The 26,257-nt window shown below is 52.8% G+C and carries 25 protein-coding genes; 7 read left to right on the top strand and 18 right to left on the bottom strand.

Features of this window, described 5'->3' with window-relative positions:
• Positions 1–4: 4 nt before the first annotated feature.
• Both ABD949_RS04620 and ABD949_RS04615 read right to left on the bottom strand, forming a co-directional pair.
• The gene (locus ABD949_RS04620) at positions 5–1,108 is read right to left on the bottom strand and encodes a vWA domain-containing protein (protein WP_345241078.1); all 1,104 of its coding nucleotides are present in this window, start codon (positions 1,106–1,108) and stop codon (positions 5–7) included.
• Between the two features lie 82 nt (positions 1,109–1,190).
• Positions 1,191–2,540 (bottom strand): hypothetical protein, encoded by a 1,350-nt coding sequence (locus ABD949_RS04615; protein WP_345241076.1) that lies wholly within the window; start codon positions 2,538–2,540, stop codon positions 1,191–1,193.
• 63 nt (positions 2,541–2,603) lie between these two features.
• Here ABD949_RS04615 and murI point away from each other — a divergent pair, with 63 nt between their 5' ends.
• Positions 2,604–3,428: a glutamate racemase gene (murI, locus tag ABD949_RS04610; protein ID WP_345241075.1), complete on the top strand. Its 825-nt coding sequence runs from the start codon at positions 2,604–2,606 to the stop codon at positions 3,426–3,428.
• Between the two features lie 75 nt (positions 3,429–3,503).
• On the opposite strand, the gene ABD949_RS04605 is transcribed toward murI, so the two are convergent.
• Complete coding sequence (locus ABD949_RS04605) at positions 3,504–3,902, bottom strand: VOC family protein (protein WP_345241074.1); 399 nt, start codon at positions 3,900–3,902, stop codon at positions 3,504–3,506.
• On the bottom strand, positions 3,899–4,693 hold the full coding sequence (locus tag ABD949_RS04600) for a sialate O-acetylesterase (RefSeq protein WP_345241072.1): 795 nt from the start codon (positions 4,691–4,693) through the stop codon (positions 3,899–3,901). The genes ABD949_RS04605 and ABD949_RS04600 overlap by 4 nt, the downstream gene beginning before the upstream one ends.
• Positions 4,694–4,933: 240 nt before the next feature.
• Here ABD949_RS04600 and thrA point away from each other — a divergent pair, with 240 nt between their 5' ends.
• On the top strand, positions 4,934–7,405 hold the full coding sequence (gene thrA, locus ABD949_RS04595; RefSeq protein ID WP_345241070.1) for a bifunctional aspartate kinase/homoserine dehydrogenase I: 2,472 nt from the start codon (positions 4,934–4,936) through the stop codon (positions 7,403–7,405).
• Between the two features lie 13 nt (positions 7,406–7,418).
• Here thrA and ABD949_RS04590 read toward each other — a convergent pair whose 3' ends face one another.
• Entirely contained in the window at positions 7,419–7,607 is a 189-nt protein-coding gene (locus tag ABD949_RS04590; protein ID WP_345241068.1) for a type II toxin-antitoxin system HicA family toxin, read from the bottom strand.
• Positions 7,604–7,795 (bottom strand): type II toxin-antitoxin system HicB family antitoxin, encoded by a 192-nt coding sequence (locus ABD949_RS04585; RefSeq protein WP_345241066.1) that lies wholly within the window; start codon positions 7,793–7,795, stop codon positions 7,604–7,606. Before ABD949_RS04585 ends, ABD949_RS04590 begins: the two co-directional genes overlap by 4 nt.
• Positions 7,796–7,894: 99 nt before the next feature.
• Between ABD949_RS04585 and ABD949_RS04580 the strand changes: the two genes are divergently transcribed.
• Positions 7,895–8,836, top strand: a complete 942-nt coding sequence (locus ABD949_RS04580) for a homoserine kinase (protein WP_345241064.1) — start codon at positions 7,895–7,897, stop codon at positions 8,834–8,836.
• Between the two features lie 28 nt (positions 8,837–8,864).
• Here the strand turns inward: ABD949_RS04580 and nfi are convergent, their stop codons facing one another.
• Together nfi and ABD949_RS04570 are read right to left on the bottom strand one after the other, a co-directional pair.
• The gene (gene nfi, locus ABD949_RS04575) at positions 8,865–9,554 is read right to left on the bottom strand and encodes a deoxyribonuclease V (protein WP_345241063.1); all 690 of its coding nucleotides are present in this window, start codon (positions 9,552–9,554) and stop codon (positions 8,865–8,867) included.
• A gap of 73 nt (positions 9,555–9,627) precedes the next feature.
• The gene (locus ABD949_RS04570) at positions 9,628–12,333 is read right to left on the bottom strand and encodes a cation-translocating P-type ATPase (RefSeq protein ID WP_345241061.1); all 2,706 of its coding nucleotides are present in this window, start codon (positions 12,331–12,333) and stop codon (positions 9,628–9,630) included.
• Positions 12,334–12,501: 168 nt separating this feature from the next.
• Between ABD949_RS04570 and ABD949_RS04565 the strand changes: the two genes are divergently transcribed.
• Both ABD949_RS04565 and ABD949_RS04560 read left to right on the top strand, forming a co-directional pair.
• On the top strand, positions 12,502–13,731 hold the full coding sequence (locus ABD949_RS04565; protein WP_345241060.1) for a hypothetical protein: 1,230 nt from the start codon (positions 12,502–12,504) through the stop codon (positions 13,729–13,731).
• Positions 13,732–13,745: 14 nt separating this feature from the next.
• Positions 13,746–15,401: a hypothetical protein gene (locus ABD949_RS04560; RefSeq protein ID WP_345241059.1), complete on the top strand. Its 1,656-nt coding sequence runs from the start codon at positions 13,746–13,748 to the stop codon at positions 15,399–15,401.
• A 172-nt stretch (positions 15,402–15,573) separates the two neighbouring features.
• Here ABD949_RS04560 and ABD949_RS04555 read toward each other — a convergent pair whose 3' ends face one another.
• Positions 15,574–16,380: an FRG domain-containing protein gene (locus ABD949_RS04555; protein ID WP_345241057.1), complete on the bottom strand. Its 807-nt coding sequence runs from the start codon at positions 16,378–16,380 to the stop codon at positions 15,574–15,576.
• Between the two features lie 267 nt (positions 16,381–16,647).
• On the opposite strand from ABD949_RS04555, the gene ABD949_RS04550 reads away from it, so the two are divergent.
• Positions 16,648–17,481, top strand: a complete 834-nt coding sequence (locus ABD949_RS04550) for a sugar phosphate isomerase/epimerase family protein (protein WP_345241055.1) — start codon at positions 16,648–16,650, stop codon at positions 17,479–17,481.
• 33 nt (positions 17,482–17,514) lie between these two features.
• On the opposite strand, the gene ABD949_RS04545 is transcribed toward ABD949_RS04550, so the two are convergent.
• From ABD949_RS04545 to ABD949_RS04520, 6 genes are all read right to left on the bottom strand, one after another.
• Positions 17,515–18,636 carry a C40 family peptidase gene (locus tag ABD949_RS04545; RefSeq protein WP_345241053.1) on the bottom strand — a complete coding sequence of 374 codons (1,122 nt, stop codon included), beginning with the start codon at positions 18,634–18,636 and terminating at the stop codon, positions 17,515–17,517.
• Positions 18,637–18,729: 93 nt separating this feature from the next.
• Entirely contained in the window at positions 18,730–19,179 is a 450-nt protein-coding gene (locus tag ABD949_RS04540; RefSeq protein WP_345241051.1) for a hypothetical protein, read from the bottom strand.
• 77 nt (positions 19,180–19,256) lie between these two features.
• Complete coding sequence (locus ABD949_RS04535) at positions 19,257–20,501, bottom strand: serine hydrolase (protein ID WP_345241049.1); 1,245 nt, start codon at positions 20,499–20,501, stop codon at positions 19,257–19,259.
• A 19-nt stretch (positions 20,502–20,520) separates the two neighbouring features.
• Positions 20,521–21,576, bottom strand: coding sequence for an aminotransferase class I/II-fold pyridoxal phosphate-dependent enzyme (locus tag ABD949_RS04530; protein ID WP_345241047.1), 1,056 nt, complete (start codon positions 21,574–21,576; stop codon positions 20,521–20,523).
• Between the two features lie 43 nt (positions 21,577–21,619).
• Positions 21,620–22,663: a dipeptide epimerase gene (locus ABD949_RS04525; protein ID WP_345241045.1), complete on the bottom strand. Its 1,044-nt coding sequence runs from the start codon at positions 22,661–22,663 to the stop codon at positions 21,620–21,622.
• A gap of 14 nt (positions 22,664–22,677) precedes the next feature.
• Entirely contained in the window at positions 22,678–23,664 is a 987-nt protein-coding gene (locus ABD949_RS04520; RefSeq protein ID WP_345241043.1) for a nucleoside hydrolase, read from the bottom strand.
• A 167-nt stretch (positions 23,665–23,831) separates the two neighbouring features.
• Here ABD949_RS04520 and ABD949_RS04515 point away from each other — a divergent pair, with 167 nt between their 5' ends.
• Entirely contained in the window at positions 23,832–24,389 is a 558-nt protein-coding gene (locus ABD949_RS04515) for a fasciclin domain-containing protein (protein WP_345241041.1), read from the top strand.
• A gap of 56 nt (positions 24,390–24,445) precedes the next feature.
• On the opposite strand, the gene ABD949_RS04510 is transcribed toward ABD949_RS04515, so the two are convergent.
• The 3 genes from ABD949_RS04510 to ABD949_RS04500 form a co-directional block, all read right to left on the bottom strand.
• Positions 24,446–25,084, bottom strand: a complete 639-nt coding sequence (locus ABD949_RS04510; protein WP_345241039.1) for a response regulator — start codon at positions 25,082–25,084, stop codon at positions 24,446–24,448.
• 128 nt (positions 25,085–25,212) lie between these two features.
• Positions 25,213–25,620, bottom strand: coding sequence for a response regulator (locus tag ABD949_RS04505; protein ID WP_345241037.1), 408 nt, complete (start codon positions 25,618–25,620; stop codon positions 25,213–25,215).
• A 14-nt stretch (positions 25,621–25,634) separates the two neighbouring features.
• On the bottom strand, positions 25,635–26,132 hold the full coding sequence (locus ABD949_RS04500; RefSeq protein ID WP_345241035.1) for a sensor histidine kinase: 498 nt from the start codon (positions 26,130–26,132) through the stop codon (positions 25,635–25,637).
• Between the last annotated feature and the right edge of the window lie 125 nt (positions 26,133–26,257).

The following is a 26,257-nucleotide window of genomic DNA, read 5'->3' as shown; positions in this document are numbered from 1 at the left end:
GCTATCACTTAATATTCTTCCGCCGGTTGCGCTGGAAATCTTCGAACATCATGTTACCGAGTCCCTGCAGGCTGCTGTAGTAGGCGCGGCCATTGTTCACCTTCGTAAATTCCTGCACAAACTGCTTCAGGTACGGATCAGAAGCAATCATAAACGTCGTAATGGGTATATCGAGCCGGCGGCACTGGGCAGATAGCGTCAGGGTTTTGCTGACGATTTTCCGGTCGAGGCCGAAACTGTTTTTGTAGTACCGGATACCTTCCTTCAGACAGGTTGGTTTCCCGTCGGTAATCATGAAAATCTGCTTATTCTTATTTTTCCGGCGACGCAGCAGATCCATCGCCAGTTCCAGTCCGGCCACGGTGTTGGTGTGATAAGGACCAACTTCCAGATACGGCAGGTCTTTTGCCTGGATCTGCCAGGCATCGTTGCCGAATACAATAATATCCAGCGTATCTTTCGGGTACTTCTGCTTGACCAGTTCAACCAGCGCCAGGGCCACTTTCTTGGCGGGGGTAATGCGGTCTTCCCCGTACAGGATCATGGAATGGCTGATGTCGATCATGAGCACCGTCGAGGTCTGCGTCTTCTGCTCTTTTTCGACCACCTCCAGGTCGCGCTCCATCAGGGCAAACTCCTCCAGGCCACCGTTGATCTGCGCATTACGAATCGACTCCGTCATGGAGATCTGCTCCAGGGTATCGCCAAACTGGTATGCCCGTAAATCGCTGCTGAGCTCGTCGCCCGCACCGGTGTAGGGTGTCTGGTGATTGCCGCCCGCTTTCGACCGCTTCAGCTTTCCAAAAATTTCCTCCAGGGCGCTCCGGCGAATGGTCTGCTCACTCTTGGGCGTCATCACCAGGCGTCCTTCTTCGTTCTCTTCGGTGAGGTACCCTTTTTCTTTCAGGTCTTCGAAAAAGTCGCCCATGCCGTATTTATCGTCGGTGAGGCCGTACTGCCGGTCGAGCTGGTTCATCCACGACATAGCCTGCTCCACATCACCCGACGTAATGAGCAGCAACTGCTGAAAAATATTGAGCAGTTTATCGAAACTGCTTCCATCCTTCTTCTCAGGTGGAACAAAATCAGAAAATTGAAAGCCTTTCATGAGTATAGTCGTCAGTGGTTAGTCGATAGCGGCACGGATAAGTGGTTACCCCGAAAACAGCAGGAAGAAAGGATTTGTTCAGTTACATCTTCGCAATCAGACCTTTCATCATTTCTACAAAATAAGCACCGTTATACGGTCCGAACCAGTTCATGGTTTGTGTCTCGTAAGCTTCCTGATTGTAGTATTTATCGGGGGTAATATATCCGACATAACCACCATTAAAACTGGTTACCATCAAATTTACTCCCTTCTGTTTAAGAAGCGAACTAAACGCTGGCACCAGTTCGCCGGAGAAGTCGCACGGGGTTCCAACCAGAATGGTATTGCCGATGCGAAGCGCCTTCAGGTCGGACGGGAAATCGCCATAGACGCTATGAAACAGCCAGGGCCGGATACGCCAGTTGCCGACTACGCGGGCATTCGGTTCGCGCAGGCTTAACGGCAATGTGGCAATGCCCAGAGTAATGTCGGGGCGGGTTGTTATTGGCGGTATCGCCGGCAACACCACAGTCGAAAGGGCACGGACATAGTTTTGTTTCCGTTCCATGCCATTTTTACCTTCGGCTCTTGGTCCGGTACTCCCAACGGCTCCCGACATAAAAACGGCGAAACTGCCGGTTTGCTTTCCCAACGTATCCACCAAAGCACCGGGGTAATCGCGGCTCAGGTATTTATAATCCTTAACAGCATCCAGCGTTGTCGAATGACCCGAGAAGGTACAAAGCAACGCCGACTCGCCGGTGGTTTTCCGCAGCTTCAGCATCCGGAACCAGCCATCAACTGGGTTGCCTTCGTTCAACCGGTTATACAACAGGCTATCGGCTGCTACCTGCCCGAAACCAACCTCTACCAGGGCCGTGTTTTGCTGCGCCGAGGTTATGGCCATCAGTATCGCGTTGGTGATTTGGTCGACAACGTTGGGGTTGTACACCCCCCCGAACAATTCCCCGACCAGACCGGGTGCCCAGCCTCCGATGCTGTTGTGGGAATGGGTAGCGCCCATGAATACCGTTTCCCAACGTAAGCCCACTTCTGGCAGGCGCTTCTTTAGCTGCTCGGTTACAGTGGGGGGAATTATGAGCAGATCGGCACTGACGATGGCGGCTTTCGTGGTACCGTTGTCCAGGACAATTGCCCGTATTACTATTGAATCGGCAACCGTTTCCCAGTGCTTCCCCCGCCGGACACCGTAGCCACCCGTCGGTGTGGTATACGAAGGTGTCAGGTTCACTTTTGCCCAGCCAGCCCGGATGGGGTACCGACCGGTGGTCGTTGGCTGAAGCTGCGTCAGCCGCTGTCTGGTCTGTTTATAATAGTCGGTTTGCGGATAGGGTGTATCATCAACCGGAGCCAGACTGACCGCCAGAAACAGGATAATGGCGATCAGCAGACCCATCAGTACTTTCAGAAGAATCCGGAGCAGTTTCATAAGATTATTGCCAAACTTAGCAGACGTAACGGCCCCAGGCAACAGAAGTCGTAACTTTGTGGTATGTCTGCCTATCATCCCATTGGCGTTTTCGACTCCGGCTACGGCGGCCTGACCGTTTTGAAGGAGATTGTCCGGAAACTGCCGCAGTACGATTACATGTACCTGGGCGATAACGCCCGCACGCCCTACGGTACCCGCTCGTTCGATACGGTATACCACTACACCCTGGAATGTGTGCAGCATCTGTTCCGGATGGGCTGCCGGCTGGTTATTCTGGCCTGCAATACAGCCTCGGCCAAAGCCCTGCGTAATATCCAGCAACTGGATCTGGACAAGATCAATCCGGACTACCGGGTACTTGGTGTTATTCGCCCTACAACCGAAGTGATCGGTAACTATTCAAAATCGGGCGAAGTGGGTATCCTGGCGACCAAAGGAACTGTTACTTCAGAGTCGTATCTGGTTGAGATTGAGAAGTTCTTCCCTCACCTGAAGGTCTATCAGGAAGCCTGCCCGATGTGGGTACCGCTGGTTGAAAACAATGAATATCAGGGCGAAGGAGCCGATTACTTCGTCAAAAAGCACATCGATCATTTGCTGGAGCAATCACCTGCTATGGATACGCTGCTGCTGGCCTGCACCCATTATCCGCTTCTGCTGCCTAAGATTAAAGAGCATATCCCCCCTAACGTAACAGTACTTAGTCAGGGGGAAATTGTGGCCGATAGCCTGGCCGATTACCTGCGTCGTCACCCCGATATGGATGCGCAATGCAGTAAGGGCGGAGAGATCCGCTTTTTCACCACCGACTCACCGGAGGAGTTCAGCCGGCAGGCCAGTTTGTTTTACGGAGAAGCGGTGACGGCAGAGAAGCTTAGTCTCTAAAAGGGGAAAGAGTGAAACTGCGAAAGAGCGTTCTTCCTTCTCTTTCATTCTTTCGCTCATTTACTCTTTCACTCTCTAATATCTCTCCAAAACCTGAAGCATATTTCCGTCGGGGTCAAAAAGCGTACGGACGCGTCCTCCCCCAATGGCATCTACGGTATCGCTGGCCCAGACTACGTTTAGGCTATCCAGAAAGGCGATAGCCTCCTCAAGATTCTCAACCCGAAGGGCCAGATGTGACCAGCCCGGTGTCAAAATAGTGCGCTTCGGACGAGGGGTGTCATCCTTTGGCATGACCTCCAGTAAGGTACCGTCGGGCGCTCTCAGCATCCAGATACGTTTGGCCGGCTCGGCGTTCCGATGGTGGAACCATTTTTCGTAACCGAAAACAGAGCAATACCAGTCGGCTAATGCGTCTACATCATTGGCAGCCACGGCGGGGTGGTCGACCCCTTTTATCAGGAGTGATTTCATTTTAATTTTCGTTGTAATTGCTGCATAGCTAAGGCGTACCGGCGACCCAGCTCACGGGCAGATGCCGTATCGAAATGAGTGTTATCGCCCAAATGCGTCAAACCGGTGGCATCTACACAGGCTAGTCCGGGTACCCGCTGCGGCAGTGCCTTGAGGATTTGGTTTATGGTGGCCGCATCGGCATTCCGCACCACGAAAAAATCGCCCAGCGTCCCAACTACGATCGGCACCTCAGGCGCGTTTAGTTCGGTCCGCAGCCGCTCCGCCAGTTTTATAAATTTCTGTGTGTACGTGACTGTCAGTTCCGGCTTACTGTCGCTTTCTCCCTGATGCCACAGAATACCCCTATAGACTCCTGCCTGCTGTGCCAGTTTTGCCCGACGCAGGGCATCGTCATACGGATAGCTCTTGGTCTGATCGTGGTAGCCACCCGGTATCCAGGAATCAATGGCCGAACCGCCAACGGCTACCGGAACCAGACCGATGACAACCGAGGTATCGGCTTCTGCCATGAGCCTGCCAAATGTCAGACCCGGGCCCACGCCAATAACGGCCGGTTTATCAAAATGCATGGGGTCAGTAGCAGGTACCCACTTGCCGGCCTGGTCAAGCATCCATACGCGGGGATGCGTCTGCTTGCTTTCCGCATCGACCTTTCCCCGGCCCGCCATATTCGATTGGCCCGCCAGCAGGTAAAGATGCACTTTCCGGCCGGAGAAAGCGGCCGGTTGGGCAACCGCCACACACACCCAAAGCAGGCTAAATAAAGACAATAGGAAATATCGTGTCATAGAGGTATGGGATTACCGACGCGCCGTATAGACCGGCCAGGGTGGTGTTACGGTACAAAAAGGCTTCGCCTGCTTATTCTCTACCGTGGATCTTAATTGGATATTTTCCGAATAAGCGATAAGCGCCCTTTTGCCTATATTTGCAGTTCTTTAGCCTTCATCAACTGAACGTAATCAGTTTACATTAGCCAGTCAGCTGATTCACGCACCACCCTTTGCGCATATAGAATTTGTATTTCCATGATTGTATTAAAATTTGGCGGCACCTCGGTTGGGTCCGTAGAGAGCATAAAACAGGTTATCAACATCATTGAACAGCACCGGCAGGAGGACACAACCTTTGCCGTGGTGTTGTCGGCGATGAGCGGGGTAACCAATCAGTTGATAGAAATCGGCCGCATGGCCACCAATGGCAATCCCGATTACCTGGATCTGGTCCGGCGAATTGAGGACCGCCACTTTAATGTAATCAAAGCCCTGATTCCGGTTAAGGAGCAAAGCAAGGTGGTCGCCAACATCCGGGGTGTCATCAACGAACTGGAAGATCTGCTCCGGGGTGTGTCGCTGATTCGGGAGCTGACGCCCCGCACACTCGACCTGATCATGAGTTTCGGCGAACGGCTTTCTACAGCCATCGTTACCGAGTGTATCAAGAGCCGGGGCATTCCCGCCGTTTTCTGCGACGCCCGCCAGCTTATTAAAACCGATACGCAGTTTGGGCAGGCTGAAGTTAACTACACGCTGACCAACCAGCTAATCCAGGATTTCTTCGCCCGTAATACGTCGTTGCAAACCGGCGGTATTCCGCTGATTACCGGTTTTATCGGGTCTACCGAGAAGAACGAAACCACGACATTGGGCCGGGGCGGCTCCGATTATACGGCATCCATTATCGGTGCGGCCCTGAACGCGGAGCGGATTGACATCTGGACGGACGTAGACGGCATGATGACGGCCGACCCGCGCAAAGTACCCAACGCCTTCAATATTCCCAGCATCACCTACGCCGAAGCGATGGAGCTCTCCCACTTTGGTGCCAAGGTTATTTACCCGCCCAGCCTGCAACCGGCGTTCGCCCGGAACATACCTATTCAGGTCTTGAATACGTTTAATCCGACCCATACCGGAACGATGGTGAGCCGCACGGCCGAGCGCCGGCAATACACCATTACGGGTATATCGTCAATCGATGATATTGCCCTGGTGAACGTGCAGGGCAGCGGTATGATTGGGGTGGCTGGTGTATCAGCTAAACTATTTGGCGTGCTAGCCGCGAACCGCATCAGCGTTATCCTGATTTCGCAGGCATCGTCCGAGCACTCCATCTGTTTTGCCATCGACCCACGGGCGGCCCAGCAGGTAAAAGACATTCTGGACACCGAGTTTTCGGTCGAAATGTCGCATGGGCATATTGATAACATCAGTATCGAGCGCGATTTGTCGATCATAGCCACTGTCGGTGAAGGCATGAAGAAAAGCTCGGGTATTGCCGGTAAGCTGTTTTCGGTGCTTGGTAAAAATGGGGTGAATATTGTTGCGGTAGCGCAGGGGTCGTCGGAGATAAACATTTCGGTGGTTATCAACAAGAATAACCTGTCAAAGGCACTAAACGCCATCCACAACGTATTTTTCCAGTCCGAAGCCCGTATCCTGAACCTGTATTTGGTCGGAACCGGGCTCATCGGGAGTACCCTGTTGCGGCAGATCTGCGCCCAGTATGAATTCCTGCGCTCCGAAAAACTCCTGCGGGTATGTCTGGTTGGCGTATCCAACACCAAGAAAATGCTGCTCGACCCGAAAGGCGTCAGCCTGGACGATTGGCGGGAACGGCTGCTGACTGAAGGTGTTACCACGTCACTGCCGGCCTTTGTCGAGCAGATCAAATATTACAACCTGCCGAACAGCGTATTCATCGACTGTACCTCCGACAAGGACATTGTGCAGTTTTATGAGCTGCTGCTGGACGCCAACATCTCGGTGGTAACGCCGAACAAGGTAGCCAACTCCGGCTCGTTTGCCGAGTACCGTCGGCTCCAGAAAACGGCGCTGAACCGGGGGGTTAAGTTCCTGTACGAAACCAACGTCGGAGCCGGTCTGCCCATCATCAACACGCTGCAGGGGCTGATGACCAGTGGAGACCGTTTCCTGAAGATTGAAGCGATTCTGTCGGGTACCTTGTCGTATATCTTCAACAACTTCCGGTCCGGCACCTCGTTTGCGGCCATTGTGCGGGAAGCCAAAGAAAAGGGCTATACCGAACCGGACCCCCGTGAAGACCTCAGCGGCATGGATGTGGCCCGCAAGATTCTCATCTTGGCCCGCGAAGCCGGTTTTCCGCTGGAGCCGGATGACGTGACTATTAAAAATCTGCTGCCGGAAGCCTGCACGGCGGCACCTACCATCCCGGCTTTCTTCCAGGAGCTGGAGAACAACAACGACTACTTCGAAAGCCTGCTGGCCGACGCCGGGAGCCGGAACGAAAAGCTTCGGTACGTGGCTACGCTAGAAAACGAGAAGGTAACGATTGAACTGCGCTCGGTTGGACCGGAGCACCCGTTCTACATGTTGTCCGGCTCAGATAATATCGTATCGTTCACGACGGAGCGTTACAAAGACCGGCCGCTGGTGGTAAAAGGCCCCGGTGCCGGTGCCGAAGTTACCGCTTCGGGGGTATTTGCGGATGTGGTTAGTATTGGTAGCTATTTGGCGTAAATAGCTACCGATGTTATCGAACTGTGTTGTCGCTTAGCATCTTTATGATGTGCTTAGCCAATTGCTCGTTGATTTCGCGATGGCGTGGCACCGCCTGCGATATGCCGGTATTCGGGTTACGATACCAATCATGTTTCCCACCATGCCGCACCAATACACATCCCATTTCTTTCAATTTCTTAATCAAGTCGATTTGCTTCATGACACCAGCAACTCTTCGACTTTGCGGATGCCGGGGATATACCCTCCGCTGATGTCACGATACAGGTCTTTTAAGTGTTCTCTCAGGTCGTCCAGTGTTTCTCCCTGCGTCCAGTAGTCGGGGTAATCCTGAAGGTACCCAAGCCAGACACCGCTATCTTCCCAGAAGACAATCTTTACAACTTCCATTTTATAGTAGTAAGTTTGCAGGTAAATATAACGCCCTTATCAATTTAACAGTATTTGCGCTGTAAGTTCTCCAATTATTCATCATTACCGCCTGCCATTGTGAATTCAATCCGCGTGTTTGCCCCTGCTACCGTAGCCAATGTGGCCTGCGGATTTGATATATTCGGATTTGCCGTCGATAGTCCCGGTGATGAAATTCTCCTCCAGAAACGGAACGAACCTGGTGTCGGGATTATTGAAATAACTGGTGATGAAGGTCGGCTCCCCCGTCAGGCCGAGCGAAACACGGCCGGCATTGCCATTCAAACGTTTTTGCAGCATATCGGCTCCGACCAGGGTATCGACGTCACCCTGCACAAGCAGATGCCGCTGGGCAGCGGGTTGGGCTCCAGCGCAGCCAGTGCGGTAGCGGGTGTGTTTGCCATCAACGAACTGATGGGTCGTCCGCTAAAAACGATTGATCTGCTCCCCTTTGCCATGGAAGGCGAGCGACTGGCCTGCGGCTCGGCCCATGCCGACAACGTAGCCCCCTCGCTGCTGGGTGGTTTTGTCGTCATTCGCAGTTATCACCCACTGGATGTCATCCGGGTCAATACGCCGGAGGGTATGCACTGCACCATTGTTCACCCGGATATTGAGGTAAACACCAAAGACGCCCGTTTTATCCTCAAAAACGAGGTGTCGATGAAGAACACCATTACGCAGATGGGCAATGTTGCGGGCATGATTGCGGGCCTGATGAAGCCGGACTATGACCTCATCAGCCGCTCTATGGTGGATGTCATCATTGAGCCGGTACGCTCTATTCTGATTCCTGAATTTAAAGAAGTGAAGCAGGCTGCGCTGGACAGCGGAGCCCTCGGATGCAGTATTTCGGGCTCCGGCCCCTCCATGTTTGCCCTCAGCCGCGATGCCGAAACGGCGCAGCGGGTCGGCCAGGCCATGCAGCATGCTTTTCTGGCTGTGGGTATTACCGGCGAGGTGTATGTATCGGAAATTAACCAGCAGGGGCCCAGGGTGCTCGCTCCTGTTTTCCACTGATTTCCATCGGCAATCCTGTATCTGCTCCTTACTCCACCGGGTGTTCTCCGCGTCGGATGGCATTCACCAGCAGATGCGCCCGGCGGGTAGGCTCCGGAATGCGGTAGCCGCCATCGCATTGCAGCGTGAGCTGAATAGATGAGTCCAAATCAATCAGGTGACCGGGTGAGACATATACGGGATTGACCTTATTCTTTGTCCGCAGGGCTGCGCCTACCACTTCCCCTTTATGCATCATGGGCGACCAGTCGCCCCGCTCCGGTGCCGGGTCATGGTACCGGCCGACCAGCACCGATTTACCGCAGCCAAATGTGGGGCGGTTCAGCCACAAACCAGCGTGGGAAGCAATACCAATCCGACGCGGGTGCGCCGTACCATGGCCGTCAAACATCACTACATCGGGTAGCTTTTTCAGCTTTTCCCACGCTTTTAATAGGGAAGGTATTTCGCGGAAGGATAACAGACCCGGTACATACGGAAAATCCGTTTCGCTGACTACCCCTACCTCTTCCATAACTGATAAGTCGGACAACCTCAGCACCACAATGCCAGCGTATACGGTTCTCTCAAATTTATTAAATGAAATATCGGCTCCGGCAATCGTTTCGGCCGGGCGCGACATCGGTTCAATGCGTATCTGCTGCCGGACCTGCTGCTGAAGGGCAATGGCTTCTTCAGGGGTAACGTCCCAGGAATGAAGAGGAGTAAGTAGAGCCATACGTTTGATTTAATGATAGTAGCGGTTGCCGGGCGGGCTAAAGTTGCATGAAGCAAACCGCCGTAGGGGCGGGCTATTCACCCAGACCGGTTAGTTTCCGAATTACCTGTATAACGATAACGGGAAAGATTCCGGCTGCGGCAATGAGCAAAAGGGCCTGATTGGTCATTGGCTGGATAGAAAGCACCTGACTTAAGAATGGCACATAATAGGTAAGCACCAGGATGACGACACAAACAACAAGCGCCCACCAGATAAACTTATTTGTGGTAATTTCATTCCTGAAAAAATGCCCATGCCCGGAATACAGGTTGAACACGTGCAACAGCTGAGCGAAAGACAAGCTATAAAACGTGATGGTATTGCCCATGCCCTGGTTCATGCCCAGATTCCGGGTACCGAACCAGTAAACCCCCAGCACCGCAATGGTCATCACCAGCGCGTAGTAGGTGATCATCCACCAGTCGCGGTTGGTCAGCACCGGCGTATCGGGGTTACGCGGAGGCTGCTTCATCAGCTCGCGGTTTTCACGACCAACGCCCAGCGCCAGCGCCGGAAACACATCCGTGACGATATTGATGAACAGAATCTGCAACGGTAACAGGGGATTACCAACCCCAAGAAAGCCGGCGAACGTGACCACAAAAATCTCACTCATGTTACACGACAGCAGAAACAGAATAAACTTCCGAATGTTCTCGAAGATCACCCGTCCCTGCCCGATCGCCGTCACAATTGAAGCAAAGGAATCATCCTTCAATACCATATCGGCGGTTTCGGCGGCTACCTGTGTGCCGCGCTGCCCCATGGCAATACCGATATCTGACTTCTTGAGTGCCGGGGCATCGTTTACGCCATCGCCGGTCATGCCTACGATATCGCCGTTTTGCTGGTACAGGTCAATCATGTCGAGCTTCTGCGCGGGACTCACCCGCGCAAATACCCGGCAGGCCATCACCCGCTCTTTCTCGGCCGCCGACAGTTCACCAATCGGCTTCAGGTCTTTTCCGGTCAGCACAATTTCTTCACCCGGCTCAATCAGTCTTACTTTGGAGGCCACTGTCAGGGCTGTGGCGGGGTGGTCTCCGGTCACCATAATCACTTTAATACCAGCTTCGCGACACGATTGCAGCGCGGGGGTCACTTCGGTGCGCGGTGGATCGAGGAAGCCAATGATACCCAGGTACGTCAAATTCTGTTCGGTAAAATCATCGCCCGGCCGCTCGTTCACCTCCCGGTAGGCAAACGCTAACGTACGCAGACCATCAGCCGCCATTTTCTCAGATACCTGCTGAATGGCGTCTTTTTCAGTCTCCCCCAGTGAAATTGGCTGCCCATTTTTCAGAACGGTATCACACCGGTCCAGCACTTCTTCAGTAGCACCCTTGACTGCCACCAGATAACGCTTGTCTGCTTCGTGCAGGGTTCCCATAATCCGGGTATCTGAGCTGAAAGCTTTCTCGGCCTTACGCGGGTGTTGCTGCGTTACCTCATCCGGGTTTACACCCGCTCCGAGTGCAAATTTGAGCAGGGCCACTTCCACAGGGTCACCAACCTCTTTGGCATCTTCGCCCTCGCGTGGTTCGTAATCAGCGTTGTTGCACAAAACACCAATCCGGACGAGTTTGTGATAGCCATGGTCATCCATAACGGTCGCTTCTCCCTGCACCACCTCCAGTTTGCCCGCCTGCTCATCTACCCGGACCTCCGCCATCCCCTCCGGCAACTGCAACGTGTTGACCTCAATCCGATTCTGCGTCAGCGTCCCCGTTTTATCGGTAAAGATGACGTTGGTCCCCCCTAAGGTCTCTACCGCCGACAGCCGCTTCACGATAACCTTTTTCTCGGCCAGCCGCAGCATGCCATACGCCAGTGCAATGGTAGCCACCACCGACATCCCTTCCGGAATAGCCGCAATGGCCAGCGCCAGCGCGGTTTCGATCAGTAGTTTCGGTTCCTCCTGCCGGACAAAACCCACGATCATGAACAAAGCCGCCAGACCCACCGTAATCCAGATCAGGCGCTTGGCCAGGGAATTGAGTTTCTCCTCCAGGGGTGTCGCCGACCGCTCGGCTTCCTCCACCATCGTAGCGATCTTACCCAGTTCGGTATGCTGCCCGATACCGGTCACAATGGCCCGCCCGTTACCGCTTACCACCGCCGTCCCTTTAAACAGCCGGTTATGCTGATCCCCTAAGGGGGCATCAGCCACCGATATCGCCGTGCTTTTTTCGACCGGCAATGATTCCCCCGTCAGCGCCGACTCGTCTACGCCGAGTTGGTTCACGTCGAACAGATTACCATCAGCCGACACCACATCGCCGGCCTCCACCAGCAACACATCGCCTAGTGTTATTTCATCAGACGGTATTTCCTGGATTCGACCGTCGCGCAGCACGCGGGCCGGAGCCGTATCCAATTTACGGAGCGCTTCCATCGACTGGCTGGCGTTCCATTCGAGTACGAAACCGGTAATAGCATTGATTAGCAGCACAATCAGAATCGCCACCCCCTCCACCGTATCCCCGAGAAAAAAAGAAATGGCAGCAGCAGCCGCCAAAATCCAGACAATCACGCCGTTGAACTGGCGAAGTAGTATGGTCAGCGCACCCTCGCGCTTCGTCTCCTGCAGGGCATTCGGACCCAGTTCCTCGAATCGGCGCCGGGCTTCATCTTTGGTTAACCCCGCTTTGGTATTTACCTGAAGCTGGTCAACAAGCTGATCGGCAGAGAATTCATGCGCATTCTCGATAGGGGTAAGTGAAGGTACAGATGTCATAGGCGTGTGTATGGCAGGTTGTGCTTTCAGAACGCCCAAGATTACGAAATGTTTGTCATTTTACCGGTCTGGCTGTTCGCCTTTACCCTGCCGATTACAAAGTTCAATTGGTTTATCTGAGGACTTTTTTAGATTTTTACTTATCTGTCTATCAATTAACTATTCACTATGCAGTCCGCATTAAACACACCAGTTTCTTTCGCTGTTGACGAACGGCTCAACCGTGCGGTCGATTGGCGCCTGGGCATTCCCCTGTACGTCTACGCGGTCGTGTTCTCTTCCCTTTGTATTGTGTGGGGCCTCCTCTGGGATATTATGTGGCACATGAGCATCGGACGGGATGGCCTGTTTGCTCCGCCCCACCTGCTGATGTACGTCGGTGCCGTGGTGGCCGGTCTGTTTTCAGGATTCAAAATCTTACAACTCACGTTCCAGAGAAGCCACCCGGACCGGGCTGTATCCGTCCGCTTCTGGGGTGTCTTTTACGGCTCGCTGGGGGCCTTGTATTGCGTCTGGGGTGCGCTGGCGATGCTGACCTCTGCTCCCTTTGATGACTGGTGGCATAATACCTATGGCCTCGATGTGCAGATCCTGACGCCCCCTCACACCATTCTGCTGTTGGGTATGATGATCGTGCAGTTTGGCAGTATCATCAGTGTACTGGCTCTGCAAAACCGCATTGGTGACCGGACGACGGAAAATGAACTGGAGAAAAAACAGGCCTTCCGTATCCGGCTGATGTTTGGAATTTCGGCTGGATTGTTACTAAGCGTACTGTTCGTACTCTTCTCTGAAAATATGGGAGAATGGGCGTCGCATAACACCTCCTATTACACCTGGGCGGCTATTGCCTTCCCGATTTACCTCATGGCGGTGGGCCGGGCCTCTCCCCTGCGCTATGGCCTTACGATTATTACCGCCGTGTATATGCTGACTATGCTGATCCCAAGCTGGATCCTGCCCCTGTTTCCGGCTACGCCCAAACTCGGTCCGGTCCTGAATCCGATTACCCACTACCAGGCCTTTGTTTTCCCGCTTTTACTGATTGTGCCCGGCTTTTTGCTGGACAAACTGATGCACCGCTACAGCGGCAAACTAAACGACTGGTTGCTGGCGGGCGCTGCGGCCGCCGTGTTTATGTTTGCCTTATTGGCGGTTCAATGGCCATTTGGTGAATTTTTGCACACATCCCCCTACGCCCGCAACTGGTTCTTCCTGGCCGAGTCCTGGTCGTACGGTGACGACCCAACCTGGGAATACCGGTATAAATACCACCCCTACTTTTCGCAGACAGTTGAGCAGTTTGCCCTGGGCTTTGGCCAGGCGCTGCTGATCGCTTTTGTCTCGGCCCGCATTGGTCTGTATTGGGGTAACTGGATGAAACGAGTACAACGATAACGCACAGAGACTCCATGAGAAATAGCATTCAATTCCTTTTTTCGCTGATACTCGTTGTAGCAGGAACCCTGACTTCGTTCGGCCACATTGGTAGTCCGGGTGTGATTGTACAAAAAGAGGCCGGTAAGTACCGGCTGCTCGTAAGTGTTTCACCGCCCGATGTGGTGCCCGGTACCGCCAAAGTGACGGTATTTGTAGAGCAGGGCCGTGTGGGTACAATTCAGGCCCGGCCGGTTTACTTCCGCTCCGGCGATGAGGGAGCCCCCACCCACGATGAGCTGGAACCAACCGCCGATCAGCCAAACCGGTTCGAAGGGGTAGTCTGGCTGATGGATAGCGGCTCATCCAGTATCGAGCTTCAGATCGATGGCCCCGATGGCAAAGCAACGGTTGTGGCACCGGTGGTATCGGTCGCTACGGCGCAACGCGATATGCCTGCTGATACGGGTATGGCCCTGGCGGCTATGGGTATCTTACTATTTGTCCTATTGGTTACCATCATTGGTGCCAGTACCTCCGATGGTATCCTGAAACCAGGTCAGCCCAAACCAGCCTCGCTCGGTCGCAAACGGATGATCGGCATGGGTATTGGCTCGGTCCTGCTTGCGCTGATGCTCATGGGCGGCCGATCGTGGTGGAATAGCTGGGCCGACAGTTACCGCAACGAAAATCTTTATAAGCCGCTGCCGATTGAAGCTTCCGTAAAGCCAACTGGGGACCATTCGTTGTTCAATATCCGGTTGGATACAACGAATTTCAAACGGAATCGCCGGATGCTCAGCTTTGTCGTACCCGATCACGGTAAGCTGATGCATGTCTTCCTGATCCGGACGCCGGGGCTGGATGCCTTTGCGCATATTCACCCCGACCGGCGCGATACGCTCAACTACCAAAGTATCCTGCCTTCGCTTCCGCAGGGCAAATACCTCGTTTACGCCGACATGGTATACCGTAGCGGCTACGCCGAAACCCTGACCGATACCATTGAAGTACCCGCCGTTACCCAGGCAGGGGCGGCTAAAACCGATCCGGACGATAGCTGGCTGGTTACTGAGCCGATGGGCGTAAAATCAAATGCTGTTGGTGTGCCGCACCTCGACGATGACATGGTAGCCTGCGGAAAGCCCAGCGCCAGTATGAAACTCGCCGACGGGTCTACCATGCTCTGGACCGATAAGCCCAGTCAGGTGCTGGAAGCCGGTAAGCTCTATACGCTGAAGTTTGCTATTGCCGACGAGCATGGCAAAGCCGCCAGTCTGGAGCCGTATCTGGGCATGAGCGGCCACGCGGCCATCCTCCGCTCCGACGGATCGGTCTATATTCACCTCCACCCGGTCGGCACGTATTCCATGGCGGCCGAAGAGTCGCTGGTGAACCGGATTGCCGACACGGCCCGCACCTTCCGCTACCCCAACGCCAACCGCTTCCGGGATAGCATAGACACCTACATTGCCAAACTGAAGCAACTTCCCGACGCCGAACGCAATAAGCTGCTGATGGCCGGTATGCCCGGCATGAAACACGCCGACGGTAAAGAGCATAGCAATATGGTTGAGTTTCCCTACGCTTTCCCTAGGCCCGGCCACTACCGCATCTGGGTGCAGGTAAAGCGTAACGGACAGGTACTAACCGGGGTGTTTGATACGCAAGTGAAGGAAAGCTTGCTGTAGGAGGCTCGTTCTCCCTGCTCGTCCGCATTTGTAATGCGAGACGGGCGAGGTTCGCGTTTGTAACGCGAGTAGGCTTTATGCTCTAAACATATATCGCGTCACAGACGCGAACCTCGCCCGTCGCTCGACACAGTCGAGGACGAGCAATGTGAGCAATGTACCCCCAATCTCTTCAGCTTGTTGGGGGTATTTTTTTTTGCTCCACTGGATAGTACTGCCGTTTCAGCCAGAGACTCAGGCCATCCAGACCGGGAAACAGGACCCGCTCGTTGATATTTGCCTGATCGAGTTTATCCCGTATCTCCCATTTAATGGCGGCTGGAATAATAATCTTGCGGTACGTATCCGGATGCTGCTCCAGCCACTCAGTCACGGCGACACGGGGATCGGAAATGACCGAAAACATGGCATATTGGTTGATAATCCGATCATCGAGAGAAGGCGGCTCGAAAAAAGCGATAAAGGTGTCCGGTGCCAGGTTGTCAAACTCATGCAGGGTTCGAATGCCTTGTAACATCTCTACGGTAAACACATCGGCACCCTCCTCCGCCAGATGAGCCTTCAACAGGTAAGGCAATTGGTCGTGGGCTTTTTTATAATCGACCGTCCAGACAGCGCCATCTATGGCCAGACATTCGATTGTTGCCGTAGCAAAATGCAGGGCCACAAACGGCGAAAATGTCCAGTCGAGCAGGCGGGTGGGCAGGCCGTGGTGCTGAGCCAACGACAGCCAATGCCAGATAGAATCCTGCTCGACCACATCGCGATGCGCATATTTTTTGAAGTTGCGTAGCAGATGTCCTTCCAGTTGCGGAAAATCGCCCCCTAACTGCATCAGCGAAGTCATTAACGAAAAGGACGCATCCGGAAGTCCCCGGAACGCATAGGGTGAGCGAAACCGCTGAATGTTGGACATCCAGGCATCCTCGTATAAGCATTCCAACAGTTCATTCCAGCTCGAGACCCGAACTTCATTCATGGAAAGACGATTCGTTTACCACACCAACACCACCGGGCTTTCTTTTGTTGAGGGAGCTTACAGAATGGCAGGATTATCTTAATCCAGAGCCTATAGCTGAGTTAATATTAGTCGGCAGAGTTGCATATCTACCGGAAAAACCACTTATTTAACCACTATAATACCAGGGCAGGAGGTAACCTGCCCAATTGCGGTGCGTGGGGTAATGCGCTTGTTACACCCCGTATTTTTGCTTATTTTCGAGTAAACACTAAAAACCTGACCACGATGAAAACCTATCTGTTAAGCCTCCTGCTGACGGTTGTACTGGCAGTTGCCCAGGCCCAGCCTAAAGCACCTGTGGGTATTCAGTTGTATACGTTCCGGAACGAGTTTGCGAAAGATGTAACGGGCACCATGGCCAAAGTCCGGGAAATGGGCTTTAAAGAGATAGAAGGGGGGAACACCTACGGAATGAGTAACGCTGACTTCCGTAAGCTTCTCGACCAGAACGGCCTGAAGCTAATCAGCATGGGAGCCCAGTTTACCGAGTTAGAGAGTAACGTGCCGCAGATCATCGACAAAGCCAAAACCCTGGGTGCCAAATATGTAGTTTGCTCCTGGATTCCCCATCAGGATGATGTCTTTACGTTCAATGATGCCCAGCGGGCCGTGGAGGTATTTAATACCGCCGGGCGCTTGCTGAAAGAAAACGGCCTGAACCTGTGCTACCATACCCACGGCTATGAGTTCAAACCCTACGAACAAGGCACGCTGTTCGATTATCTGGTCAATGAACTGGACCCCCGTTACTGCAATTTTGAAATGGACGTTTTCTGGGTAAAACACCCCGGCCAGGACCCGGTAGCCTTTTTGCAGAAATACGGTAAACGTGTTCCCCTAGTCCATCTGAAAGACCGGAAACCCGGCACCCCCGGCAACGACAAAGGTCGGGCCGACGTTGAAACCAACGTAACCCTGGGTCAGGGCGATATTGGCATTGCGGAGATTATGAAACAGGCCAAAAAATCAGGCGTCAGGCACTTCTTTATTGAAGACGAATCTTCCCGCTCCATGCAACAGGTACCGCAGAGCCTGGCTTTCCTGCGAACGGTGATGTAAGTAGTCGTGAGCAAAGGCCCCGATGGTGCCATCTTAATGCTTAACTAACATCCTTTTCGCCCGCAAAAAGCGATTAAGTTCAAACTCATCGAAATTGGTAGCGCCGGGAATCATGCTGCTGATGCGGATCTTGCCGGATGCGTGGATGAACTCGTTGTTGCCAATCCACATGCCGACGTGTACCACACGCTCCGGTTTTTCAGGGGTCGCCGGCTCGCCAAAAAAGAGCAGGTCGCCGGGCTTTAGCTGTGAAAACTCTTTGTTTGGGGTGGGAATCAGTTCTCCCGTATGTACCTGCTGCGAAGCATCGCGGGGAAGCGTGATGCCGTTCAGCAGATAGACGGTTTTGGTAAAACCGCTGCAATCCATGCCTTTTACCGACGTGCCACCCCACAGATACGGAATGCCCATCATGGTTTTGGCAGTGCTCACGAGCGTTTCTTCGCTCGGGCGCAACGAAGCTACCCAGCGATCGTGACGCTGGGCTTCCTTTTTGGAAACATAACCCGTGCGCCCATCGGGGTACCGAACCTGATAGAACTGTTTGGCTTCTTTCTCCAGCACCAGCATGTCGCCGGCCACCAGATCGGAAACCGTCTGCGACTGCTCGGTAGGCTCGCTGTAGCAGAAACCGAAAGGACGGGTAAAGATGATCTTGTCGGCCTGTTGCCAGCGGTCGTACTCGGCTTTGGTCATGCGCTGGATGCCGCCAAAATCAACCCAGGCAATGTACTGGTCGGGGGTCTGGGCCAGATACCAACCCCGCTCCTTATCCCAGATTTGTAGGGGCATACCGAGCAGTGCCTGCGTGGCCAGTTCGGCGGCATCACGGGGCTGTGAACGCAGATTAGCAACTGATACATTGACAACCGCGTATGTTTGCTCGCCCAGGACCGTTGCCGGCAACACCTCTATCTGGTCCTGAAACGCGATACCCTCTCGCTGTAGTTGGGCCGTTAAGGCCTGCTTCGCTGCGGGAAGGTTGGTTTTTCCCTTTAACGCACCCACGGAATCCGTTTCGATCCGAAAAATAGCGACTCGGGCATCCGGTGCATACTGCTTCCGGACAGCGTCAATGACCGGTTTGGCGGGCTGGGCAACAACAACAGCCGCATTCAGAAGACAGAGAAAAAGGAATAAGCGCTTTTTGTGCATAAACCAAACGTAACAAAGCAAGGGTCAACAACTAAAAAGGAACGCTGCCAGACCGGCTAACGTTCCCATTTAAGCTGTTTGTTCTAATAGCCGTTATTCCTTCTTTGCCTTAAAAGCCAGTCGTGTCGCTACATTTGTCTGTGGATTAGTTTGGGTGGCATCTACGTCCAGGTTAGTCCCGTCTGCTGAGCCAATCTTTGTTGGCCCTAGATACAAGTCATACATTGCCGCATTTTTTTTAACCTCTACATTTTGAAAAGTCACATTCATGTCTGGGCTCCCCTGCACTTTTATCACCAAATTTCCGTCTACTGCATTTTCATTTTTTCGCGTTACTACCAGTGTTCCCGAGGCTACTGTTACTCCACCTAACGTTACCGGCAGAGGACTCTCTAGTTTAGGATTTGTCTTATCATCTAACAAGGCATAGCTCAACTGATACGTTCCGGCTAACCTAGTTGCTGCATCAACTTCGGGCTCAGTATCTTTTTTACAGGCGGTAAACGATAACGGGACAAACAGGAGATAGAGTAGCCTTTTCATGGTGAATAGTCAATTTTTATAGAAGAACGCAGTTTCCCCAAATTTCATGCCCTCACCGGCGTATATTGAGGTAACGGTTACTGATCGTAAGCAATCCGGAAACGTGACAGATCGGGAATTTGTGACCGTTTTCGCTTTACCTCATAATCGAAGATTATCCGTCCCAAATTTGCCATAAACGGGAAGCCAACGGATTCATATTCATACCGGTCATCGTTAAAAACACCGTCGGCATTGCAGTAGATTACCGCCGATAGCAGAAACTCAACACCCCGGTCGAAGTCAACGATGTAGGCGTTGTCGATCATGTAACCGTACGCATCACCAACTTTATTGAAAATGCGCACGCCCGGCGGAAATCCTTTTTTATTGTCGCCGGTCAGCAGAAACTTGCAATAGCTGTCGTAATACGTCGAATCGTATTTAGGGTAACTGCTTTCGCGGGGCAGTTGCGACAGGTACCGGTACAGGAACTGATAATCATCGGGGGTTAGATTGAACCGCTTCTTGGCCGGCACTGCATCCGGAAACAGCACCGCTTTCAGCATCTCCTGCTGGTCTTCCAGCGCAAAGTAGTTCTTCTCGGTAAAGTCGAACGGCCGGTTCACCAGCGAGTCCCCTTGCCTATAACCAATACCCCTATTGATAGAAGTAACCGGACGGAAAGTGCGGTCGCATAGCTGCACCGGCTGCTGATACAGGACTTTATTGCCATCTACAAAACGGACAGGGTTGGTATGCCGGTTTTGTTCGGCCGTCATCGGCAGCGACAGGCGATGCACGATTCGTACATTCTGGTAACCTTTACTGTAAAGCCGCTCGTTGATGTCGCACTGCCCCATAAATTCGTACAGGCGGTTGAAGGCATCGTTATCGCTGACCAGCAGAATCTTTTTGGCATAATGCGCTACTGAAGGCAGGCCACGCTGCGCCGTTGGGTCCTCCCGCACCGGCGTCTGCCGGGCATAAGCTGAGTCGGTCAGCATGGTGGCGTTTTTATCAAGTTTCAGCTCGTTCAGTTTCTCCAGGGCCAGCAGCACCGCCGGGAACTTCACTGTACTGGCCGGGTAAAAGTACCGATCTTTGTCGATGCGGTAGCGATAGGTGCGGAACGAAGGCTGATTCTGCGCATTCCGGTCGATTTGGGTGTAGAGTATCTGAATGTCGTATTTAGCCGGATCGCGCAGTATCGGGCCGAATAACTCTGTATTGTTATTCAGCAGATCCGTCAGCAGCTTATCGCTTTTCTGAGCCTGACTGCACAGGGTGGTTAACAGGAGGAACACTCCCACCAGTACACTCACTGTTACGCTGCTTCCCATACGTTTGTAACAATAGCTCTTACCGTAATTCATAGATGCAAGCGGCTAAACGGTTAATATCTTCCGGCTCATGAAATGCGCTGATGACAATGCGGGTATTTGCCTTATCGGCCGGTGTTGGATACGCAAACGAATAGATAAAGATACCGTTTTCCAGCAGAAATGGGTATAGCTCATCCCACTCAGTATAAAACACCGGGTAGCCGGCGGCCTGCCGGAACAGGCCCGTTGGTAGCAACAACCGCTCCGCCAACGCAATATTCTGTGTGAGCCGGATACGGGCCTGAGTATAGATTGTCTCTGCTTTACGAAACGCATCCAGATAAGCCGGTGGTATAGGCGAACAGGCCCCGAAAAAAGCCGTGTGCTGGATGGCGGCTATGGTTTCGGCATCGCTGAATACCACGCCACCGGGCAGCCCCATGGCCTTGGCCAGTGAGGCTGTCACGATCAGCCGGACGTTAGGCCGCCGGGGAATCTGCTGCCAGATACCGCTTCCGGCCTCTCTCAGTACTCCTAATCCATGCGAATCGTCCACTACCAGCGTAATGGGTTGATCCGTTGGCAACTGATTAACCCAGTCAAATGGATAGGCTTCCGACCGGACAGCATCAATGGAGTTGACCGCGATAACAGCATGGCCGGTAATGGTCAGCAGGTCGGGCAGCCGGTCCGTCCAATCTACAAATGATAGGGTGGGTAAATCCACGGTGGGCTCGTGCCAGAGCGCTGGGTGGGTGCAGGGGCCGTACAGGAAGGAATACTGCTGCGCCCGCAGGTAATTGGCTACCACCTGCCCCGCCATCATCCCCGACGATAACGTCAGGGCGGCTTCGGCCCCGGTCAAAGCCGCTATCTGTCGCTCAGCTTCTTCGTAGATGCTCAACCGCAGGTTCCCGTTGCGGGAGCTACCGAACATGGTTCCGTAACGGCTAAGGGATTCGATAAGGAGTTGCTGAAACTCGGTGTTCTGTGGAATGCCGAGGTAGGAGGTACCGCTGAAAAAAAGGTATTCGCGGTTGTTGTGAAGGATAGTACGGCCAGGAAGGTGATCGGTGGTAAGAATAGCTGCCATTGCCCAAATATACGATAGGGCAGGCAATGGTGTATGGTAAGCTCTACGGTCCAACCTGGTTTCCCAATCCGGTCAACGGAAGCAGTTGGGCGCCGGTCCCGTTAGCATCCGCATAAATCACGCGGCCAAAGTCGAACGTTACGCCCGTGGCCGGATCATTGGTAATCAGCAGCGTACCGTCCATATCGACATAGTCGAGCAGCGGCAGCAGTTGGGCAATGGCCGAAATGCCCACGCTGGTTTCGTTCATACAACCGACCATTACCTGCATACCCAGGCTGCGGGCCTGTGCAATCATTCGCCGGGTGGGCGTCAGGCCTCCGCATTTGGTCAGTTTAATGTTGATGCCGTGAAAATAGCCCACGCATCTGGCTACATCACTCTCGACAATACAGCTTTCATCGGCAATAACCGGCAGGACACTTTGGGCGTAGACACGCTTCATTCCCTCTTGGTCATCAGCTTTCAGGGGCTGTTCGATAAACTCCACGCCCAGGTCTTTGAGTACAGGGGCATAGGCAATGGCCTGATCGGCGGTCCAGGCACAGTTGGCATCGACCCGAAAGGTAGCGTCGCTATGCTGGCGCAGCTCACGGACAATGGCCAAATCATCGGCTGTACCCAGCTTCACTTTATACAACGGCCAGGGAAATTCCAGCATCTTCGCCACCATCTTCTCCACCGTATCAATACCGATGGTATAGTTGGTCAGCGGATTTGGCGCCGGGTCAAGCTCCCACAACCGATACAGCGGCATACCTGCCCGCTTGGCTACCAGATCATGAGCCGCTTCGTCCAGCGCACACTGCGCAAAGGGATTGTTCTGCAAATGCGGATAGGCCAGTTGCCACAGTTCCTCAGCCGTTTGCCAGTCTCCACCCTCAATTAGCGGCCGTATTGCGTTCAGCGCCTGAATCATTCCATCAATGGTGATGCCGTAGTATTTATTGGCCGTGGCTTCACCAAAACCGCTTAACTCACCATCGCGCAGCTCCACAATCAGGGTTGGCTGCACAGTACGCGAGTCGTGGGCAATGGTAAACGTATGTTTCAGCTGTAAGTCGAAGCGATGGAAATGAAGTTGCATGGGCCTGAATTAAATTACCTGCGCAGATTTTGCTGCAAATACACTTTCATCAGGCGTTTTAGAAACTCGGCGGTGTTGACGTAAGTCCCAATTTCGGCATTGGCTTTCTGGCCCTGCACCAGCCGCGTAAAGCCCTTATCATCAACCTCAATTGTAGCCTGTTGCGTTTTAAACAGATCCGGCCAGAGGACCATACCAATCGCCACGGCATCGAACAGGGTTGGGTCGCGTTCGTAGCCCCATAGGTTTTGCAGACCGGTCAACGCATCGGTCATCGGACTCCGGCGCAGCGCCAGGCGCTCACGGTAGGCTTTATCCGCTTTGATAAACGTCGTTACATCAAGACCAGCATATTTGATTTTTACGTCAGAGCTCACAAACTGTTTGGCCGCTGCCGGGTCGACCGCTACGTTCCATTCGGCATCGGGTGTCGGGGAGCCGTTATACCCGACATAGAATGAACCAAACATGGCTACCACCTGCTTCGCCAGCAGCATGGCACCGGGGTCTTTCTGAACTACATCGGCCATATTCTGCACCGGCCCCACTGAGATAATGGTTACCTCGCCGGGATATTTGCGCAACTGCTCAATGATGAAATCGGCCGCCGGCTGAGCAACAGGACGTTTGTGGATGAATCCTTTGGCGTAGTGAAACTGATCGGCATACCAGTTCGCCCGTTCATTCATAGTCCGGGTATCGCGTCCGACAGCCACCGGAATACTATCGAGACCCCAGTCGTACAGCAGTTGACAGGCCAGCCGGGCACGGTCATCCGTACGACCGTAGCAGGTGGTAATGCCCAGCACATCGAGTTCCGGGCTCGCCACCAGCAGGGCCAGAGCGTAGGCATCGTCGATGTCATCGCCCAGGTCACAGTCGAAAATGACTTTCTGGCGTTGCTGGGTCTGCGCAAGGCTGACTGATAGGCTGAAAACATAGAGAATACCGGTAAGAATACACGTGACAATACCGCTTTTCAGAGACTGTACAGAAGACATAAGGCAACACATATTCGGTAAAACGCAGAGCAAGGGTGCGGCAAGTTAAGGAATGCTGAAAGATTTTTTGCAAACCAGACATCCAAAGTTCCGGGAGCCGCGTATGTTTTGGTGTTGATCGATCACAACACGAGTTTCATTACCTTTTATCCATTTAAAACACTCCTATGAAAACGCTGAAAATTGCTTCGCTTGTAGTCGCTTGTTTTTTCTCGATCAACCTGGCCTCGGCCCAGGAAAAAACTGTCATGGTGGGCGGGGCACCCATGTACCCCTCCAAGAACATTATTGAGAATGCCGTAAATTCAAAGGATCACACCACGCTGGTAGCCGCCGTAAAAGCTGCCGAACTAGTCACTACCCTACAGGGAGCTGGTCCTTTTACCGTATTTGCCCCGACGAATAATGCCTTCGATAAACTGCCCGACGGCACCGTAGCCACCCTGCTGAAGCCCGAGAACAAGGGAGCCCTGCAAGGCGTACTGACCTACCACGTAGTAGCCGGAAAAGTGAGTGCCAGTGAACTGATGTCCATGATTAAGAAGGGCAACGGCATGGCCTCGCTGAAAACCGTTGCCGGCGGTACGCTGACCGCCAAAATGGACAGAGGTAAGATTATGCTGACAGACGAAAAAGGTGGCGTCTCAACCGTAACCACCGCCGACGTGAACCAGTCCAACGGCGTGATTCACGTGGTCGACAAAGTCCTGTTGCCAAATTCGTAAGTAAATTCCCGTGTGCGATCCGCCCGCTGATGTAGATGTATCGGTGGGCGGATTTTTTATAACTGGAAAATACCCCGCCGAATCGCTTCAATTACCATGGCAACCCTGCTCTTGACATTCCATTTTTGAAAGACTGATTCGCGGTAACCATCTACAGTACGGGGTGCCACGCACATTTTATCGGCAATTTGCACGTATGTCAAGTCGCTGCAAGCCAATTTCACAAACTCCAATTCACGATCATTCAGTTGGTTACCATTTAGCTCCTCCTGCTGATTCAAATTCCGAATCAGGCCATTCGTCAACAGTTCAGAGTAATGCCAGCCTTTTGTACGCACATCATCCAGGCCAGCTTTAAACTCCGAGGGATGACTGCCCTTCAGAATATACCCCCGTGCACCTTGCCGGATCATCTTCACAATCTGATCTTCCTTTTCCACCATGGTTAGCACCAGAACCTTTATGCTGGGATGCTGTTCTTTCAGAAGTCTGGCGGTTTCTACGCCATCCATCTCCGGCATGCGGATATCCAAGAGGAGAATATCGGGAATCTGATCCTGACGGAGGTAGTTGAACATGGACCGGGCACTATCCGCTACGAATAGTACTTCATAATTCTCAAACTTCTGAATCAGATCGGCCAGAGCTTGAGCGAGCAGACGGTGGTCATCAACAAGTGCAACAGTTGTCTTCATAAACCAACGGATAAGCGTACACGCAGAACGTTGCGAAAGTAAGTAATCTCTCCTACAATCCTACTGCCGAAAAATAGCGCATACTTAAGAAACTTACGCAAGGTTTATAAAACGTCTGACAGCTTCTGTTAGCGGTTAGGCAGGAAATCGGAATAATAAAATCCTTTAGTCCGTATAGTATCTATAGCTTGTTTTAACTCCAATTGACTGCAACCCTTATCCAGATACCCACGGGCACCAGCCCGAATCATCTTGTCAATCAGTTCTTCAGTTGTATTTATGGTGTACACTAAAATCCTAATAGCTGAATACTGTGCGTTCAGGATTTGAATGATTTCCAAACCGCCTACCTCTTGCCTGTAATCGTCAAGCAAGAGAATTTCAGGTATCTGATTTTGATCTAAGTGGTCGAGCAGATCCTGACGGCTTTCGGCTACAAACAGCAACTCGTATTCTTCAAAGTCTTTCCGGATCCAGTTGGAGAGACCCTGTGCCATGAGACGATGAGCTTCTAAAAGAGCAATTGACGTGTTCATGGGTTATATGAATGTTATGTATTGCTACTCCTCGGTACTGAAATCTCTATACGCGTTCCATCATTAGGCTTACTCGTGATGACGCAGGTCCCGCCCAACAGTTTGGCCCGGCGCTCCAGATTCCGCAGACCGGAGCCATTGTGGTTCAGATCACGCTCGTAAACCTCCTCGGCCACAAAGCCCTTGCCATTGTCGGTAACAGTTAGGGTGAAACTTGTTGGCTGGTAATCAAGAGAAACCGTAAGCACATGACTGCTGGAGTGTTTAATCGCGTTATTAAGAGCCTCCTGCGTCATACGGAACAATACCGTTTCCGTCTGTTCACCTAATGAGTACGGAGTGCCGTTTACGTTAAGAATTGTTTGAAACCGTCCCGTTTTATCAATTCGGTCTAATTCTAAGTGCAGACTCTCTCGTAAACCAAAACGCTGAACCGTGTCGCTGTCCAACGTTTTAGAAAGACTCCGAATATCCTGTATGGCAGAAGCCAGCAGCCCAGAAATCTGCTTCACTGCGGGTTGTTGTTGGGAATTTGCTCAGTGCTGGACATTGAGGGGGTAGAATAGGAAAAAGCGAGGGCAAATGCTTGTTTTGTAGCGTGACCAACTTAACAAGATTTCACTCCTCGCTTTTGGAC

It is taken from the genome of Nibrella saemangeumensis, assembly GCF_039541915.1.
In the GTDB taxonomy this organism is placed as follows: Bacteria; Bacteroidota; Bacteroidia; order Cytophagales; family Spirosomataceae; genus Nibrella; species Nibrella saemangeumensis.
The sequence above is the reverse complement of the archived record's forward strand: the minus strand, read 5'-3'. Positions and strand labels throughout refer to the sequence as shown.